The sequence below is a fragment of the Kitasatospora sp. NPDC088861 genome (genome assembly GCF_044750105.1).
Classification (GTDB): Bacteria; Actinomycetota; Actinomycetes; order Streptomycetales; family Streptomycetaceae; genus Kitasatospora.
Genome location: NZ_JBIVJF010000002.1, coordinates 45925 through 63832 on the forward strand (window position 1 = coordinate 45925; position 17908 = coordinate 63832).

Below are 17908 nucleotides of genomic sequence, written 5' to 3' on the forward strand. Positions count from 1 at the left end.
GGCCGGCCCGGGGTGCGGGTGTCACCACCCCACGGGCAGGGTGCGCGGGGCCCGGGTGATCTGGCCGCGTTTCCAGTCGGGGGCTCCGGCCGCGTGGAGGGTCGGGAAACGGGCGACGAGACCGGACAGGGCCTCCTGGAGCTGGACCCGGGCGAGTTGCGCGCCGACGCAGAAGTGGGCGCCGTGCCCGAAGGCCAGGTGTGACGGGGTGTCCCGGGTGAGGTCGAGCAGGTCGGGCCGGTGGTGGACGCGTTCGTCGTGGTTGGCCGACGAGGTGAGCGCGATCACCGCCTCGCCCTCCTTGACCGTCACCCCGCCCAGCACCACGTCCTCGGTGCTCACCCGCAGGTTGGCGCCCACGGTGGCCTGCGCGTACCGCAGCAGCTCCTCGACCGCACCGGGGATCAACGCGGGCTCGCGGCACAGCAGTTCGTAGCGTTCGGGCTGTTCCAGCAGCAGGTGGACCAGACCGGCGAGGCGGTCCGAGGTGGTGCCGTAGCCGCCGGTGAGCAGGACGATGCAGAACGAGATCAGTTCGCCCTCGCTCAGCCGGTCGCCGTCGTCGCGGGCCGCGATGAGGGCGCTCAGCATGTCGTCGGCGGGGTGGGCCCGTTTGGCGGCGACGAGCCCGGTGAGGTAGCCGGTCATCTCCTCCACGGCCGCCATCACCTCGGCGTCCGTCAGGGCGGTGACGCTGCGCACCGCGTCGTCCCAGGCGTCGAGCCGGTCGCCGTCCACGCGGGGTGTCCCCAGCAGGTCGCAGATGACGGTCAGGGGCAGCGGCCGGGTGAAGTGCGCGACGAGGTCGGCGGGGCGCGGGCGCGGTGCCAGGGCCGTCAGCAGGTCGCCGGTCAGGACGGCGATGTCGCGTCGCATCGCCTCCGCCCGGCGGGCGTTGAGCGCGGGCGAGACCAGCCGGCGCAGCCGGGAGTGGTCGGGCGGGTCGGCGGCCAGGATCGAGTCGGGCAGCGTGGTCGTGCGGTTGATCCGGGGGCCCGTTCCCCGGGTCGCGCGGGCGCGGCTGAAGCGGGGGTCGGCCAGGACGCGGCGGACGTCGGCGTGCCGGGTCACCAGCCACGCGGTGTCGCCGCTGGGCAACCGGACCCGGACGACGGGTTCCTCGCGGCGCAGCCGGGCGAATTCGGGGAGCGGTTCGAGCCCGTCCCGGTGCGGGAAGGGGAAGGGCTCGATGTGTTCGGTCCGGCTCACGCGGCTCTCCATCGGTGGCGGTCAGGGGCGTTCGTAGACGGAGACGTGGTAGGCGCTGTCGCGGGTGAAGGGCGCTCCCGCCCAGTCGCCCCAGCGTTCCTTGAGTCGAAGCCCGGCCCGGCCCGCCATCAGGTCGAGCTCGCCGTGGCCCGCGTAGCGGAACTCGACGTGCAGGTGCCGGGTGCGGCCGTCCTCCTGGATGACGTAGTGCGAGCGGTAGCGCTGGGTCGACGGGTCGAGCCGGCGGTGGCAGAGCACCAGGTGGTCGTCGCCCTCCGCGACGACCTCGGGGCCGGTGGCCGCCGCGAGGGCTTCGGGCACGTGGGCGTCGAGGACGAGGAGGCCGCCGGGGGCGAGGTGCGCCGCCGCGTTGGCGAAGCAGCGTGCCTGGGTGGCCTGGTCGGGCAGTTCGAAGAACGTGCCGCCGCCGAGGAAGACCAGGGTGTAGCTCCCGGCGACCGGCACCTCGGCGAAGTCGCCGATCGTCACGGGGATGTCGGCGCCCCCGGGTTTGGCCCGCAGCCGCCGGACCATGCCCTCGGAGCCGTCGACTCCGTGCACGTCGATCCCGCGCGCCTTCAGCGGCAGGGCCAACCGGCCGGTTCCGATGCCGAGTTCGAGGACGGGCCCGGCGCCGGCGAGGGCGGTGAGCGCGTCGACCGTCGCCCCGCTCACGCCGGGCTTCGCGAACCAGCGGTCGTACGTCTCCGCGAACTCGGTGGCGTAGCCGGGCCCGGGGTCCGAAGGGGGCGGGCCCGAACGGGCGGGGTTCAAGGGCGCGGGGTTCACGGGGGCGGGGTCCGAAGGGGCGGGGTTCACGGGGCTCCTAACCGAAGGGGTGCGGGCGGCCGGGGCCGGGGCCGGAGGGCAGCGGGAGGGTGCCGGGGGCGATCACGCGAACCACCCGGACCCCGGCGTCGCGGGCGGGTTTCGCGGTGGTCTCGACGAGGACCACGTCCTGGCCGGTGTGCCCGGCGAGGACGAGCAGCGGGTCGGTGTGCCGGGCGAGGACGTGCAGCGGGCCGGTGCGCCCGGCGCTGCTGGGCCGACCGGCCGGGGGCGGACGCACACCCCACAGGCGCAGGCTGTCCTGGCGGTGGAACGTCCAGAGCGCGTGCTGGACGGCGGTGGCGGGGGGAGTGGCGCCGTGCCACCGCTCCCAGGTGCGGCGCGCGACCTGCGTCCGCATGCTCCAGCGCACCATCACAGCCTCGTAGGCCGCCTTCTCGACCAGGGCCCCGATCGTGTCCGCCGGCCCGCAGCGGGCCCCGAACGCCTGGCCGGTGCCGTCGGCCCGGTGCACGCACACGACGGCGCAGGCGGTTCCGGCGGGGGCGGGAACGGTGAACGCGGTCGCCACCAGCTCACCGGCCCGCAGGAACGCGGCCAGCGGCGGTGGCGGGACGGCAGGGAGCAGGCTCGGCGGCCGGTCGGAGAGCCCGTACCAGCTGCGGCGCACCAGGTCGCGTTCGAGCACCTCCCAGGCCGCGTGCCGCGCCGCCGCGGCGGGGTCGGGGTGCGCGGCGATGCCGGTGGAGCCGGCGGCGGGCGCGGCGTCGCAGCCGGCCGGGGGGCGGTGCTGCAGGAAGGCCGAGCCCGCCGGGACGAGCACCTCCGCGCCCCGGACGGTGCGACCGCGCACCCACAGCCGGCGGGCGTCGGGCCGCACCGGCGGGGCCAGCGCGGGTACGCCCTGCCGGCGCAGCTCCCGGTGGGTGGTGACGACCTCGGCGGCCGTCTCGGCCTCGCGCCCGGCCAGCACGTTTCCGAGGCGTTCCAGGAGTTCTCCGCGGGCTCCGGTGGCGACCTGGTCCCGGTCGTGCCCGGCGGCGCTGCCCACCAGCACCGGCGCGCCGTCCGCGGCGCTCGTGCCCTCGAACGCGGGCGACCGGGCGGCGACCCGGGCGAACAGCAGCTCCGGCTGGTCGGGGTAGGGGGTGAACACCTGGGGCGTCCACGCCGTCACGCGGGCCCCCCGAGGACGGTGGCGCACTGGGCGAGCACCCGCCGGCCGTGCGCGGTGAGGGTCTCGGTGTGGGCGGTCAGGGTGGTCACGGCCTGGTGCGCGGAGGCCAGCAGGTCCTGGTGCCGGGCGTCGACGGCCGGGCCCAGACCGGTGAGGCGCCGGTAGAGCAGCACGCTGCGCGCCAGGACCACGGTCTGCTGGAAGAGTCCGGTCAGCGGCCGGGGGTCGGCCCGCAGTGGAGTGGCGACCAGCAGGCCGGTGTGCCGGCCCGGCGCGTCCGGGTCGGCGGGCCGGTCGGGCAGCAGGAACGGTTCTGCGAGGGCGGCGGCGTTGCACCTGGTGTGCGCGCCCTCGTGCACCAGCGCCTCGGCGAACCGCACCGGACCGGGCAGCCCGGCGGCGCTCGCCGTCAGCCGCGCGCGGTGGACGAGGACGGCACCGTGCACGGTGAAGTCGGTGTACCCGTCGATGGCGTCGCCCGTCAGCAGCGCGACCTCGGTGACCGACTCCCGCACCTCGGCCGCGGCCTCGGGCCAGACCCGTGCCAGCAGGCCGAGGGACTGGGCCAGCGCCTCCCGCTCGGACCCGCGCCACCGGACGGCGTCGGCGGTGACCGGCGCGCCGTCCGCGCCGGCGCGGGCCGGGATGGACCGCAGCGCGCGGGCCACACTGCGGCTCAGGTGGTCCTGCGGTTCGGCCGGGCCGAAGACGGGCGGCGGCACGTGGTCGAGCCGGGCCGCCAGCGCCCGCCGCAGCTCCGGGGACAGCGGACCGGACCGCAGTGCCTGTTGCACGGTGTGGACGGCGTCGACGGCCGCCGGATGGCGCAGCCCGTCGCCCGGTGGTGACGGCAGCTCCGCCCGGTCGAGCACCGCGCGCAGTCGTTCCAGCAGCCGCGCCCGGTCCTGGACGGCCTCGTGGGCGTCCGGTTCGACGTCCATGCTCTCCCTTCCCCGTTCCTGGTCCCTGCTCCTGGACTGGTCCCTGCTCCCGGACAAAGGACGTGCGGCGGGCCGCGAAGGCCCGCCGCACGGCGCGCAGGTCCCTAGTCGCGCGAGGGGACGTCGACCATCAGCGCGAGTTCGGGGAGGTCTTCTTCCACGACCTGCTCGATCTCCTCGTTCATCGAGGACTCCCTTCACCTCACCGGCCCCACCGTTCTCGGCAGGAGTCACCGGCGGTGTCATCGTCCGGGAGGGGGCTCGGCGCCGCCAAGGGTGAGCGGCGGGACACGGTGGGTGTACCGGCCTACGTGGAGGAGTCCGGAATCCGGGCTTGCCGCCCGAACCGCGGGAACGGGATTCCGCACGGGGATCGGAGTGAAATACCGGGCGGGCGCGGAATTTCCGGAGAAGGGGCCCGCACTCGGTCGTCTGCGGTTTTCGCGGATTTCGCCCCGCGGTGATCGGCCCGGGGCGCATCATCCGGACGGTGGTGGTTTCGCCTCGGCGGCGACCACGGGCGGTGGCGCCTTCCACCCTGTTCCGGCCAGGTCGGTCGGGCCGGACGCGGGCGAAGACGGCCGGATGACGCGGCCTTCCGCTCGGCCGGAAGGGTAGGTAATTTGAGGTCGGCGACCCCCCGTACCACCGGGGCACCACCAGCAAATCGCGCATCTCCGATGGGCAATTGAATGCGCGTCAGTTCGTGTGCGGTGAATTGTGGCGGGTGGGTTCGAAGGGGGTGGAAACGTCGGTCGGGGCGAAAGCGCCGGGTGCGCCCGCACACGGCGTCGCGCGTGCTCGGGTGGACACGTCCCTTCGCCTCCCGGAGGCGGAGCGGGAACGCAGGACGGAGGGGGGAGCCCATGGGAGGCGACTGGCGGATCGAGGTCGACGGCCGTCGGTGCATCGGTTCGGGGGTGTGCACGAGCACCGCTCCCGGGCGCTTCACGATCGACGACACCCGGCGATCACGGCCGACCGCCGGCGAGATCGCCCCCGACGAACGGGTGCTGGACGCGGCGTTCACCTGCCCGATGGAGGCCATCTCGGTCGTCGAGCGGAGCAGCGGCCTGACCCTCTTCCCGGACGCCGGGCCGCCCGCGGCCGACCGGGAGGAGACGCCGCCGGGCCCACCGGAGCCCGCCCCGCCCCGCCGGCCCGCCGCCGACCCGCACCGGTTGCCGGTGCCCCCACCGATCGAGGAGTAGACCGGAGTGCGCATCGCCTACCTGCACGGCGGCACCATCCCTTCGTTCTTCGCCAACGGCGTCCACGTGATGCGGATGTGCGACGCGTTCACCGCCGCCGGGCACGACGTCACCCTCTACACCGCGCCCGGCTCGTACCCGGCCGACGACGCGTACGCCTACTACGGCGTCCGTCACCGCTTCCCCATCCGCGCCGTGCCCATCCCCGAGGACACCCCGGCCGGCTACTGGCGGCGCGCCGAACGGGTCCGGGACCTGCTGGCCGGTGACACCGCTCCCGACCTCGTCTACGGGCGCGACCCGTACGGCCTCGCCGCCGCGGCGGACCTCGCGCCCTTCGTCTACGAGGTGCACCAGATCCGCCGGGACGTGTCCCCGCCCGGGACGGAGCACCGACTCCTCGGCCACCAGCGGCTCGCCCGGGTCGTCGCGATCACCCACGCGCTCGCCCGCGACTTCCAGGAGGCCCACGCCGCCCTGGGGCCGCTGCCGATCCTCGTCGCCCCCGACTGCGCCGACCCGCCCGCCCCGCCGACCGCGGCCGCACCGACGCTGCCGGGCCGCCCGGACGTGCCGCGGATCGGCTACGTCGGCCACCTCTACGACGGACGCGGGATCGACCTGATCCTCGAACTCGCCGACCGGCTCCCCGGCCTGGACTTCCACCTGATCGGCGGCGCCGCCGAGGACCGGGCCCGCTGGGAGGGATCCTGCGGGCTGCCCAACGTGTTCTTCCACGGGCACCGCCCGCCGGCCGAACTCCCCTCCTACTACCCCTCCTTCGACGTCGTCCTCGCCCCGTACCAGCGGAAGGTCTACACCTGGGGCAGGCTCGGCGAGACCGGGCGCTGGGCCTCGCCGATGAAACTGTTCGAGTACATGTCCCACGGCCGCCCGATCATCGCCTCCGACCTCCCCGTCCTGCGGGAGGTCCTCCAGGACGGCGTCAACTGCCTGCTGCGCCCGCCGGACGAGCCGGACGCCTGGGCCGACGCCCTGGCCGGACTGGTCGCTGACGGGGCCCTGCGTCGCGCCCTCGGCGACGAGGCCCGGCGGCAGCTCCTGGACCGGTACACCTGGCGGCGCCGGGCCGACCGGGTGCTCGCGGGCCTCCCGGGGCCGCGGGGTGAATCATCGCCGAACAAGCAGGCGGCGAACGGATTCTGACGATCAGTCAAGAAGATGCCGCCCTCCCCGGTTGGAGAACCGCATGCCCCAAGCGCAGCGCGAGGCCGCGTCCGCCGCCGGACCGGCCGTCGACGGATACCCGGCCCGGCCGAGCGTGCGGGCCGGGGACACCCTGCGGCTGCACGTGTCGACCCGCGCGGCCCGGTTCCGGGCCGACTTCTTCCGCTGCGGCGCCCGCATCCGCCACCTGGGCTCCGTCCAGGGGCCGGGGCGGTACGCGCCGCCCGGGCGGCACGACCAGGACTGGCGCTGGCCCGGCCACGACGTCACCATTCCCGCGGACTGGCCCTCCGGGGTGTACATCGCCGTGCTGAGCCCCGCGACGACCGCGCCCGCGGACCCGGCGCCGCCCGGCGCCGAGGCCCTGGACGCGCGCCGCTCCCGGATCCTGTTCGTGGTGCGGCCCCGGGAACCCGCCCGGACGTCGCGCATCCTCTACAAGGTGCCGGTCTTCACCTACCACGCCTACAACCGAAGTGGCGGCGGATGCCTGTACGGCCCCCTCCACCACGACGAGGCCGCGCTGCGCGCCGGCACCAGGACCGTCAGCCTGCGCCGCCCGGGCGGCGGCATCGGCGGCCCGGTCAAGGGCCACCCGGACGCCCACGACCCGCGCACCCCCCGGCAGACCTTCGCGCACTGGGACGCCCCGTTCATCGCCTGGTTCGAGGCCGCCGGCTTCGCGGCCGACTACTGCACCGACCTCGACCTGCACGAGTCACCCCGACTCACCGACGGCTACCGGCTGTTGATCTCCGCCGGCCACGACGAGTACTGGAGCGAGGACGTCCGCCGCAACGTCACCGCCTTCCGCGACCGGGGCGGCAACTTCGCGCTGTTCGGGGCGAACACCTGCTGGTGGCGGGTGACGGTGAGCGGCGACGGCGCCGCCCTGCGCTGCGCCAAGTACCCGCCCGGCGTCCGGGACGTCGACGTCGACCGACTGCGCGGTTCCCCCGGCCACTGGTGGGAGTCGGACCCGGAGAACGCGCTGACGGGCGTCAGCTACCGCAGCGGCGGCGGCCACTGGGCGGGCCGCCGGGCGCCGCTGGGCTTCACCGTCCAGCACACCGACCACCCGGTCTTCGCGGGCACCGGACTGCGGGACGGCGACGTCCTCGGCGCCGGACACGCCCTGGTGGGCTACGAGTGCGACGGCGCCGCCCACCGCCGCGACGCCGCCCACCGGGCGGTGGCGACCGGAGCGGACGGCACGCCCGCCGGCTTCACCATCCTGGGGGTCGCCGACCTGCCCACGGACCCGGCCGCCGGCTGGCAGTTCGCCGCCCGCGAGGACCCGGACCCGGGCCGGGCCGCGACCTTCGGCCTGTACACCAGGGGCGGCACGGTGTTCACCGCCGCCACCACCGACTGGGCCCGCCTCCTGCCCCTCGACCCGCAGGTGCGCGCCATCACCCGCAACGTCGTCACCCTGCTGTCCTGAGGCCCGGACGGCACCCGCCGCCCCGCCGGGCAGTGGTCTTGCGCATGCCGATACAACTGGGGCGGTTTCGCCCGGAGGGGAACGTGTATGCCCGCACGGCAGGACACCGGCGACGCCGCGGCGCACCGCCTGAGCGCTCGCGCACCGTCCGTCCCGTCGACGCCTCCCAGCCGGGTGGTCGTCGTCGGCCAGGGCTACGTGGGGCTGCCCCTGGCGGTCCGCGCGGCGCAGGCCGGCCACCGCGTCGTCGGCTTCGACGTGGACAAGCAACGGGTCGGGCAGCTGCGCGCGGGAGAGTCGTACGTCCTGGACGTCCCCTCCGCGCGCCTGGCTCCGCTGCTCGCCTCCGGGGCCTACCGCGCCAGCACCGACCCGGCGGACTGCGGCGGCTTCGACATCGCGGTGATCACCGTCCCCACCCCGCTGCGCGAGGGACTGCCGGACCTCTCGCACGTCGCCGAGTCGGCCCGCACGCTGGGCGTGCTGCTCCGGCCGGGCGCGATGGTCGTCCTGGAGTCGACCACCTACCCGGGCACGACCGAGGAACTGGTCGGGCCGATCCTGGAGGAGGTGTCCGGGCTGGTGGCCGGCCGGGACTTCCACCTGGGCTACAGCCCCGAGCGGATCGACCCGGGGAACCCGCGCTGGCGCCTGGAGAACACGCCCAAGGTGGTCTCCGGGGTGAACCGGACGTCCCTGGAGCGCGTCCAGGCGTTCTACGGTTCGATCGTCGACGCCGTCGTACCGGTCACCACCTGCCGCACCGCCGAGCTGACCAAGCTCCTGGAGAACACCTTCCGCCACGTCAACATCGCCCTTGTGAACGAACTCGCCATGTTCGCCCACGAGTTGGGTGTCGACGTGTGGGAGGCGATCGACGCCGCCAGCACCAAGCCGTACGGCTACCTGCGCTTCGTCCCCGGCCCGGGCGTGGGCGGGCACTGCCTGCCGATCGACCCGTCGTACCTGTCCTGGTGGGCCGAGCGCACGGCCGGCCGCACCTTCCGGTTCGTCGAACTCGCCAACGACGTCAACAGCCACATGCCCGACTACGTCGTGCGCCGACTCGTCGACGCCCTCGCCCGGCGCGGCAAGACCGTCGAAGGCTCCCGGGTCCTGCTGCTCGGCCTCTCCTACAAGGCCAACACCAGCGACCCGCGCGAGACCCCCTCCGCCCGCGTCGCCGAACTGCTCCTCGCGATGGGCGCGCAGGTGCACGCGGCGGACCCGCACGTCGTCCACCCGCTGCCCGCACCCGCCGACGCGCTCGACGGCGTACGGATGGTGGCCGCCACCCCCGGTGAACTCGCCGCCGCCGACTCGGTGGTGCTGCTCACGGACCACGACGCGTTCGACTACGACACCATCGCCGCCTGCTCCACGTACGTCCTGGACTGCCGCCGACGCCTCAGCGGCGACAACATCGACATCCTCTGACAGGGAGGGACCGGCATGAAGATCGCGATCACCGGCGGCGCCGGATTCATCGGCAGCAACCTCGCCCACACCCTGGCCGAGTGCTCGCAGGTGTCCGAAGTCCGGATCGTGGACGACCTGTCCACCGGCTCCAAGGACAACCTCGCCCCACTCGCCGTCCACTTCCTCGAAGGCAGCGTCCTGGACGCCGCCCTCCTGGACCGCGCGTTCCACGGCATCGACGCGATCGTGCACCTGGCGGCGCTCCCGTCGGTACCCCGGTCGGTGAACGACCCCGTCGCCAGCCACCACGCCAACGCCACCGGCACGCTGTCCGTCCTGGAAGCCGCCCGACGGGCGGGCGGCGTGCAGGTGATCGCCGCCTCCTCGTCCTCCGTCTACGGCGCGAACCCGCGCCTGCCCAAACACGAAGGCCTGCTCCCGGCCCCGATGAGCCCGTACGCCGCGAGCAAACTCGCGGGCGAGGCGTACCTGAGCGCCTACCACCACTCCTACGGCCTGCCGGTCCTCCCGTTCCGCTTCTTCAACGTCTACGGGCCCCGGCAGCCCGCCGGGCACGCCTACGCCGCCGTGGTGCCGGCCTGGATCAGCGCCGCGACCACCGGCCGGCCCCTGGTGGTGCACGGCGACGGCGGCCAGACCCGCGACTTCACGTACGTCGCCACCGTCTGCCGCATCCTCGCCCGGGCAGCGCTGCGCACCGTCGCCGACCCCGAACCGGTGAACCTCGCCTACGGCACCCGCACCTCCCTGCTGGACCTGATCGCCGAACTCGAACTCGCCACCGGGACGACCCTGCACCCGCAGCACACCGCAGCCCGCCCCGGAGACGTCCGGCACTCCCAGGCGGACAACACCCGGCTGCGCACCCTGTTCCCCGAGGTCGAGCCGACCGCCCTGCGCGAGGGCCTGGAACAGACCGTCCGGTGGTTCCGCAGCAGGGCCTGAGGCCCCCGTGCCCCTGGTCAACCCCGGTGGTCGAAGGTGTCCGGGTCGGGGCCGATCCGGCCCCCGTCGGCGAGGGCGGCGATGGCGGACAGGTCCTCCGGGCCCAGGGCGAAGTCGAAGACGCCGATGTTCTCCCTGATCCGGGCCGGGGTCGCGGAGCGGGGGATCACCAGGTTGCCGAGCTGGAGGTGCCAGCGGATGACCACCTGGGCCGGCGTCTTCCCGTACCGGTCGGCGATCCGGGCGAGGGCGGGCTCGGCGAGCAGCCGGCCGCCCTGGGCGAGCGGGCTCCACGCCTCGGTGGCGATGGAGTGCTCGGCGGCGAGCGTGCGCATCCGCTCCTGGGGGAGGTAGGGGTGCAGCTCGATCTGGTTGACGGCCGGGACGACGCCGGTCTCCGCCAGCAGCCGTCCGAGCGTCGCGGCGGTGAAGTTGGAGACGCCGACCGCCCTGGCGCGCCCCTCGGCGTGCAGCAGCTCCAGGGCCCGGTACGACTCGACGTACCGGGCCTGCCGGGGGAGGGGCCAGTGGATCAGGTAGAGGTCCACGTAGTCGGTGCCCAGGCTGCGCACGCTCGCGTCGAACGCGCGGAGGGTGCGGTCGTAGCCCTGGTCGGCGTTCCCCAGCTTGGTGGTGAGGAAGACCTCCGGCCGGGGGATGCCGACGTCGCGGACGGCCCGGCCGACGCCCTCCTCGTTGCGGTAGACCCGGGCGGTGTCGATGCGGCGGTAGCCGGCCTCCAGCGCGTGGGTGACGGCCGTGTAGGCCTGGTCGTCGGTCAGCGGCCAGACACCGAGGCCGACGCGCGGGACGGCGGAGCCGTTGTTGAGGACGAGGCGTTGCACGGGGCGGGCCTTTCCGTTCCGGGGTACGGCGGCGGCTTGCCCTTCGAGTGTGTCGCCGCAGGCCGCTCCGAGGAAGACCGCCCAGGTGGTGACGGACGGTCAGATTCGTTGTGCCGCCCGAAGCGCGCGCGGGTTCGCCGCTGAACCCGACGGTTCCCCGGTCGCGTTACGAAGGCTAGAGCAGCCGGCTGACGCGGACAGGGAAAGGTCGGGAAAGATGCGATTTGGCGACATGCTGCACGGACACCGGAAGCACCGGGGCCTGACCCAGCAGCAACTGGCCGATCTCGCCACGCTGAGTGTTCGCGCGGTGCGCAACCTGGAACGGGGCGGGGCGCTGCGGCCCCGGCGGGAGACGGTGCGGCTGCTCGTGGACGTGCTGCGGCTGGACGCCGACCAGCGGGCGCAGTTCGAGTCGGCGGCGTTCGAGTCGACGGCGTTCCCCGAGGGGCCGGGCGCGGCGCCCCGTGATCGCAGCCCCGGCTTGCGGGGGCCCGGGGCGCGCGTTTGAGTGGGAAGGTACCGGCGGAATCGGGGGCGAGGAGGCGCCATGTCGCACCACAAGTCCAACAAGGACGTCGAAGGCGACCCGGACACCGGGCACGGGCGCGGTCTGCCCCGGCGGCCCGACGAGGAGGAGCTCGACGAGCGCACCGAGGAGGACCGCGAGGAGGTGGGCCTGCCCCCGGACCCGGACGCGGACGACCGGCCCGAGCAGGGCCGGCGGTAGGGGCCGGGGCCACTGCCGAGCCCGGCCGGAGCCGCGCTACGGGCCGGTGGGGTCGCCCGTCTCCCCGGTCCTGGTCGGCCGGGTGTGGACCTTGGCGACGCAGGCCGGGAGGGCGGCGGCGTGGTCGTGGTCCCGGGCCCGGTACGCGCTGGGGGTCTCGCCGACCAGCTGGGTGAACCGCGAGCTGAACGAGCCCAGCGAGGTGCAGCCGACCGCCATGCAGACCTCCGTCACGCTCAGGTCGCCGCGCCGCAGCAGTGCCTTGGCCCGCTCGATCCGGCGGGTCATGAGGTAGCCGTACGGGGTCTCGCCGAAGGCGGCGCGGAAGCTGCGGGAGAAGTGGCCCGGCGACATCAGTGCGGTGTGCGCCAGCGCCGGCACGTCCAGTGGCTGGGCGTAGTCGCGGTCCATCCGGTCGCGGGCCCGCCGCAGCCGGGCGAGGTCGGGTAGGGGGAGTCGGGACACCTGGGGCACGTCTGCCACGCTACCCGCCCGGTCCGACAGGGTCGCGCGGAGGCGTGCGCCGGCCGCCGCCCCGGGCCGCCTCCCCGCCCCGTCCGCTCCCGCGCCCCCGCTCCCGCACCCCCGTTCCTGCGCCCTGCCCTGCACTGTCCCCGCACCCCCGTTCCTGCGCCCTGCCCTGCCCTGCGCTGTCCCCGCGCCCCGCCTCCGCACCCCACCGCCTCGTCCGGACGAATTCCGGTCAAAGGTGCTGTTTTCGAGCAGGGCGGCCGGTATCGGACGAACGGGTCCAGATTCGAACTGGTGGTGGAGTGGGTGTGCCGCTCTTGTCGCGCGTGCACATGAACTTTCGTCAATTCCCTTGCGGATATATTAGATTGCCGGTCTGCTGATGAACTCCTGATCGGCCCGGGTGTGATAACCCGTCGATGATGAGAGCGGGACATTGGGACGAACGAGGAAGCGAACGAGGTGCGCCGCGCAGGTCGCGGCGCTGACGGTGGGACTGTCCGCCGCAGCGCTGGTGACGGCGCCGGCGGCTTTTCCACAACCCGGCGACGGGACGGTGACCGTCCGGGTGATCCGGGCGGTGGACACCAGTGGAGTGTGGACACCGGCCCTGGAGCCAGGGCTCGCGGGCGTGAAGGTGACGCTCACGGATGACGCCGGGGTCGCGATCGAGGGGGTGACGGCGGCCGACGGGACGGTCACCCTGGCCCCGGCGACGGCCAAGCCGTCCGGGGGCAAGTACCGGGTGCAGGTGGTGAATCCGAAGCCCGGGGTGCTGTTCCCGGCGTTCGCCTCGCGGCAGGGGCTGGACGGCGCGCCGACCCAGCTGAGCAGCAACGAGGAGTTCGTCGACCTCTCGGGCGGCAAGAACGTGGCGTACACCACCGGGCTCTGGAACCCCGGTGACTACTGCCAGAAGAACGCCCCGCTGGTCACGACCTGCCAGCCGATGGACCGCGAGGGCGGGGCCCAGCGCACGCTGGTCTCCTTCCCGTACAGCGCGCGTGGCCAGGACGGCGAAGGCGTGACCGCCACGAACCTCGCCACCAACGCCGATACCGGCACGCTGTACGGCATCGCCTGGAACAAGGCCGACCGGCGGTTGTTCTCCTCGGCGGTGGCCAAGCGCACCACCGACTACGGCCCGGGCGGTGCCGGGGCGGTCTACGTCACCGACATCGCGCAGAAGAAGACGACGCTGTTCACCACCGTCCCGAACGCGGGCTCGACGGCCCACGGCGGCGGTACCGACGACGCCTTCCTTGACACGCCGGGCAAGGAGAGCCTCGGCGGCATCAAGATCACCGACGACGGCAAGGACCTGTTCGTCGTCAACCTCAACGACCGCAGGCTCTACCGCTACAACGCCACCCTGCCGGCCGCCGGGAGCCCGACGGCCTCCTACCCGATCCCCGACCCGGGCTGCCCGGCGGCGGGGGACTGGCGTCCGTTCGGCCTCGGCCTCCAGGACGGCACCGGCTACCTCGGCGGAGTGTGCTCCGGCGAGTCCACCGGCAAGCTCACCGACCTGCGCGCGGTGGTCCTGCCCTTCGACCTCGCCACCGGCGTGTTCGGCAAGCCGGTGCTGGACCAGCCGCTGGACTACCCGCGCCAGTCCACCGTCGGTTCGGGCCCGTGCGACGGTGCGGGCTGGTTCCCGTGGACGAGCACCTACCCGACCACGCAGAACGGCCGCCCGTGCGGCAGCGCCACCATCGCCAAGCCCGAGCCCGAGTTGGGCGAGATCACGTTCGAGACCGACGGCTCGATGCTGCTGGCCTTCCGCGACCGCTTCAGCGACCGCGCGCCGGGCGCCCCGGTGCCGGGCTTCGTCGCCGTCGTCATGTCCGGCGGGGACCTGAACAAGGCCTGCCGGGCGAACGGCACGTACGTGATGGACACCAACAACGGGTGCGGGCTCGCCCCCCGGGGCACCCGGTTCTTCGACACGACCTGGGGAGGCCACCGCAACACGGCGTTCGCCGGCATGGCGCTGTCCAAGGTCGAGAGCACCGTCGCGGTCTCCGCCTTCGACCCCAACCACACCGCTCTCGGGTACGGCACGTCGTTCCTCCAGCGGGCGAACGGCCAGCAGGACCCGCAGTTCGGTTTCCGGCTCAACCCGGCCGGGACGATCGCGCCGTTCGGCAAGGGCGCCTCGATGGGCGACCTGGAGGTGCTCTGCGACCAGGCGCCGCTGCAGATCGGCAACCGGGTCTGGTACGACCCCGAGCGCAAGGGCATCCAGAACCCGGGCCAGCGCCCCGTCGAGGGCGCGACCGTCCACCTCTACGACGAGTCGGGCAAGCTGGTCGGCACGACGAAGACGACGAAGCGCGGCGAGTACTACTTCGACGACTCGAACGTCACCGGCGGTCTCAAGCCGAGGACCAAGTACACGATCCGGCTCGACAACCCGGCGGACTACGCCAAGGGCGGGCCGCTCTACCAGTGGGTGCCCACCGACGCGGACGTCGGCGACAACCACTTCATCGATTCCAAGGGCCTGGTGCCGCCCGGTACGAAGTTCCCCGAGCGGGCGCTGACCACCGGCGGGCCGGGCGAGAACGACCACACCTTCGACTTCGGGTTCCGGCAGCAGGAGGGCGCGCTGCGCCTGGTCAAGCACGACCAGGACGGCAAGCCGCTGGCGGGGGCGAAGTTCCAGCTGTGGCACGACACCAACGGCACCGACGGGTTGCAGACCGGCGGTGACAAGCCCGACACGGCGGTGGGCGGCCCCTGCACGACCGGCGCCGACGGCCTCTGCCAGGGCGCCGGGGTGCCGGGGACGTACTACTGGCAGGAGCTCAGCCCGCCCGACGGCTACGCGGCTCCGGACACCACCGTGTTCGGCCCGCTGGCGCTGACCTCCGACAACCTCGGGGACGGTGTCTCGGTGACGGCGGTCAACCGGCTGCTGCCCACTCCGACGCCGACCCCGACGCCGACCAACTCGTCGAGCCCGCCGAGCCCGTCGAGTTCGCCGACCACGCCGGAGCGGACCACGCCGCCGGGGCCGACGGAGTCGCCGAGCCCGTCGACGGCGAACCCGCTGCCCCCGCCCGGGGGACAGCTGCCCAGCACCGGCGCCAGTGCCCTGGTGCCGCTGGGGATCGTCGGCGGCGCGGTGCTGGTGGCGTCCGGTGGTGCGCTGGTCCTCGTCGCCCGTAAGCGCAGGGCGCGGCACCAGTAGGAATAGGAAGCGGTGAGGAGGGGCGGGCCCGTGGCGTGATTCATGCCACGGGCCCGCCCGCCGCTCGTTCGCACGACGGTGACGACAAGCATGACGGCGACGACGAGCACGACGGTGATGACAAGGAGGAGGGGTGCCAGATGGCCCGCAGGAAGATCGGGAAGAGGGCGCGGTTGCGCCTGCTCGTCGGGGTGGTCGGCGCGGTGGTGGTCGCCGGGGCCACGGTCCTCGGGGTGACGGCCTGGGGCGAACCGGAGGAACGGGCGGTGACCATGGACGAGGCGTCCCGGCTGGCGCTGTCCCGGCTGACGCTGTACCAGGCCAGCCCGGCGGCGGTGGTGCTCACCGCGGCGGAGGGCGGCGGCGTGCAGATCCGGGTGGAGGGGGTGGTGGACTACCGCACCCGCCGGGGGGTGGGCCGCTACCAGGTCTCCGGGGCCTCGGGTCAGCTCGACCACGGCCTGATCATCTGGGACGGCGACGGCCTCGGGCTGGCCCCGGAGCCGGCCGGCTCCGGCCCCGCCTGGGAGCAGGCCGAGCACGTCCCCCGCTCCGGCTGGTCGCCGCGCTCCTACACGGCGGACCCGCTGGACGCCGGGCTCGGCCTGCTGGTCCGCCTCGGCGCGGACCGGCCGGACAACCCGCTGCTGCTCGCCCAGTCCGGGGCGCGCCTGCTCGGCCGGGACCGCATCGACGGCCGCGACTACGACCGCTTCTCGGGCCCGCGCGCCCAGGGCGCCGCCCCGGACGGCGGGCCGTCGCCGCTGACCTACTGGGTCGACGGCGCCGGCGCGCTGCGCCGGGTCACCATGCGGATGTCCGGCCTGGGCACCCCGACGACCGTCGACCTCACCGGGCGGCAGGACGGCGTGCGGATGCCGGAGGCGCCGTGGGCCGCCGGGTGAGGCCCCGGGGCCGCCGGGGCTGCGGCTCACCGGGGCCCGGGCTCACCGGGGTTGCGGCACGGCGGCGGTGTCCGTGGGCAGGGCGTAGCGGTCCGGGTCGACGGGCCCCGGAAGGTCCGTCGCCGGCCGGCCCGGCGCCGACGGGTCGGGCAGGGAGGGCTGCGCGTCCGGGGCCCGCACCTGGTGGAACGGCACGCCGGGCGGCGCCATGACGGTGGCGGGCCGGCCGCCGGGGAGCGGGCCGCGGCCCTGCGCCCCGCACGCCGCCAGGCCCTCCAACTGCTCCGGGCTCTGGGTGTCGGGCGTGTTGCCGGTGAAGCAGTTGCCGGGGTCGGTGGAGGCCAGCACGAGGTCGACGCCGTTGCCCGTGGCGCGGTTGCCCTCGACGCGGTTGCCGCTCGCCGGGTGCCCGGGCGGGTCGGTGACGATGACCCCGGCGGCGCGGTTCCCCTGGACGAGGTTGCGCAGCACCTGGTTCGCGGTGCCGCCGCCGATCCCGAGGCCGATGCCGAAGCCGCCGTCCGCCTGCTCCGGGGTGTCGGCGGCGTTGTTGTCGGCGATCACGTTCCCGGCGATCACCGCGCCGTGCTGCGGGGCGAGGGATTCCAGGTCGTTGGAGTTCACCGTCACGCCGACCCGGTTGCCGACCACCCGGTTGCCGAGGATGCTGAGCCCGTCGGAGGCGTTGGTCAGCTCGATGCCGACCGCGTTGCGCTCCACGGTGTTGCCGTGCACGAGGGTGTCGCAGGGCTTGCACTGGCCGACGTAGATCCCGGAGTCGGCCTGCCCGGAGGCGTAGGAGTCCTCGATCACGCCGCCGCGCGCGTCGAAGGCGTAGATGCCGTACAGGCCGTTGTCGTACGCCGTCACCCGGGAGGCCCGGAAGCCCTGGACGGGCGGGAAGCGGTTGGTGTCGAGCGGGTCGTACGCGGAGCCGCCGGCGCCGTGCCGTTGCAGGTGCTCGTCGGTGACGCCGGTGAACAGGACGCCGTTGGCGAGGTAGCCGTGCACGGTGAGGTTCTCCACCACCGAGCCGGCGCCGGTGACGGTGATGCCGTTGACGAGCCGCACCCCGCCGTCGAGGACGACGCCGTTGCGGTCCGTCCCGCGCAGGACGATGCGCGGCTTGGTGATCCGGACGCTCTCCGGGTACACGCCCGGGTGGACCAGCACCGTGTCGCCCTCGCGCGCGACGTCCACGGCCTGCTGCACGGTCGGGAAGTCCTCCGGGACCTGGACGACCGTACCGGCCGGATGGCGCGCCTCGTCGGAGGAGGAGCCCGATGCCGCGCAGCCGGCCAGCGCCAGGGTGGCGGCGAGCAGCGCCGCGGACAGCCGTCGCAGCGGTCTCGTCGCACGTGCAGGTGAGGGTCGGTGGGTGAGTTGACGCATCATCGGGATTTGCATGAGAGGTGTT

16 protein-coding genes are annotated in these 17908 nt (G+C 74.2%); 9 read left to right on the forward strand and 7 right to left on the reverse strand.

Features of this window, described 5'->3' with window-relative positions:
* Nucleotides 1-21: 21 nt before the first annotated feature.
* Genes ACIP37_RS04075 through ACIP37_RS04090 form a run of 4 tightly spaced genes read right to left on the reverse strand, consistent with a single transcriptional unit; the run spans nt 22 to nt 4116 of the window.
* Nucleotides 22-1209, reverse strand: a complete 1188-nt coding sequence (locus ACIP37_RS04075) for a cytochrome P450 (RefSeq protein WP_400843235.1) — start codon at nt 1207-1209, stop codon at nt 22-24.
* A 21-nt stretch (nt 1210-1230) separates the two neighbouring features.
* Nucleotides 1231-1998, reverse strand: a complete 768-nt coding sequence (locus tag ACIP37_RS04080) for a class I SAM-dependent DNA methyltransferase (RefSeq protein WP_400843238.1) — start codon at nt 1996-1998, stop codon at nt 1231-1233.
* A gap of 37 nt (nt 1999-2035) precedes the next feature.
* Entirely contained in the window at nt 2036-3175 is a 1140-nt protein-coding gene (locus tag ACIP37_RS04085; protein WP_400843242.1) for a YcaO-like family protein, read from the reverse strand.
* A complete protein-coding gene (locus ACIP37_RS04090; protein ID WP_400803477.1) occupies nt 3172-4116 on the reverse strand; it encodes an aKG-HExxH-type peptide beta-hydroxylase in 945 nt (314 codons plus the stop codon). Before ACIP37_RS04090 ends, ACIP37_RS04085 begins: the two co-directional genes overlap by 4 nt.
* Nucleotides 4117-4982: 866 nt before the next feature.
* Between ACIP37_RS04090 and ACIP37_RS04095 the strand changes: the two genes are divergently transcribed.
* The 5 genes from ACIP37_RS04095 to ACIP37_RS04115 all read left to right on the forward strand — a co-directional run bounded on the left by ACIP37_RS04095 (nt 4983) and on the right by ACIP37_RS04115 (nt 10344).
* Nucleotides 4983-5327 carry a ferredoxin gene (locus ACIP37_RS04095; protein WP_363585932.1) on the forward strand — a complete coding sequence of 115 codons (345 nt, stop codon included), beginning with the start codon at nt 4983-4985 and terminating at the stop codon, nt 5325-5327.
* A gap of 6 nt (nt 5328-5333) precedes the next feature.
* Nucleotides 5334-6494 carry a glycosyltransferase family 4 protein gene (locus ACIP37_RS04100; protein WP_400803473.1) on the forward strand — a complete coding sequence of 387 codons (1161 nt, stop codon included), beginning with the start codon at nt 5334-5336 and terminating at the stop codon, nt 6492-6494.
* A 43-nt stretch (nt 6495-6537) separates the two neighbouring features.
* The gene (locus ACIP37_RS04105) at nt 6538-7959 is read left to right on the forward strand and encodes a N,N-dimethylformamidase beta subunit family domain-containing protein (RefSeq protein WP_400803470.1); all 1422 of its coding nucleotides are present in this window, start codon (nt 6538-6540) and stop codon (nt 7957-7959) included.
* A gap of 87 nt (nt 7960-8046) precedes the next feature.
* Nucleotides 8047-9396, forward strand: a complete 1350-nt coding sequence (locus ACIP37_RS04110; protein WP_400803467.1) for a nucleotide sugar dehydrogenase — start codon at nt 8047-8049, stop codon at nt 9394-9396.
* 15 nt (nt 9397-9411) lie between these two features.
* Complete coding sequence (locus ACIP37_RS04115) at nt 9412-10344, forward strand: NAD-dependent epimerase/dehydratase family protein (protein WP_363585936.1); 933 nt, start codon at nt 9412-9414, stop codon at nt 10342-10344.
* Between the two features lie 17 nt (nt 10345-10361).
* Here the strand turns inward: ACIP37_RS04115 and ACIP37_RS04120 are convergent, their stop codons facing one another.
* A complete protein-coding gene (locus tag ACIP37_RS04120) occupies nt 10362-11189 on the reverse strand; it encodes an aldo/keto reductase (RefSeq protein WP_363627518.1) in 828 nt (275 codons plus the stop codon).
* A gap of 217 nt (nt 11190-11406) precedes the next feature.
* On the opposite strand from ACIP37_RS04120, the gene ACIP37_RS04125 reads away from it, so the two are divergent.
* Nucleotides 11407-11700, forward strand: a complete 294-nt coding sequence (locus tag ACIP37_RS04125; protein ID WP_400843245.1) for a helix-turn-helix domain-containing protein — start codon at nt 11407-11409, stop codon at nt 11698-11700.
* Between the two features lie 39 nt (nt 11701-11739).
* Nucleotides 11740-11919 carry a hypothetical protein gene (locus ACIP37_RS04130; RefSeq protein WP_363585939.1) on the forward strand — a complete coding sequence of 60 codons (180 nt, stop codon included), beginning with the start codon at nt 11740-11742 and terminating at the stop codon, nt 11917-11919.
* A 36-nt stretch (nt 11920-11955) separates the two neighbouring features.
* Here ACIP37_RS04130 and ACIP37_RS04135 read toward each other — a convergent pair whose 3' ends face one another.
* Nucleotides 11956-12330, reverse strand: a complete 375-nt coding sequence (locus ACIP37_RS04135; protein ID WP_363585965.1) for a helix-turn-helix transcriptional regulator — start codon at nt 12328-12330, stop codon at nt 11956-11958.
* A gap of 640 nt (nt 12331-12970) precedes the next feature.
* Here ACIP37_RS04135 and ACIP37_RS04140 point away from each other — a divergent pair.
* Complete coding sequence (locus tag ACIP37_RS04140) at nt 12971-15586, forward strand: SdrD B-like domain-containing protein (RefSeq protein WP_400803462.1); 2616 nt, start codon at nt 12971-12973, stop codon at nt 15584-15586.
* 140 nt (nt 15587-15726) lie between these two features.
* Nucleotides 15727-16491: a hypothetical protein gene (locus tag ACIP37_RS04145; protein ID WP_400803459.1), complete on the forward strand. Its 765-nt coding sequence runs from the start codon at nt 15727-15729 to the stop codon at nt 16489-16491.
* Between the two features lie 42 nt (nt 16492-16533).
* Here the strand turns inward: ACIP37_RS04145 and ACIP37_RS04150 are convergent, their stop codons facing one another.
* A complete protein-coding gene (locus ACIP37_RS04150) occupies nt 16534-17898 on the reverse strand; it encodes a right-handed parallel beta-helix repeat-containing protein (RefSeq protein WP_363585942.1) in 1365 nt (454 codons plus the stop codon).
* Between the last annotated feature and the right edge of the window lie 10 nt (nt 17899-17908).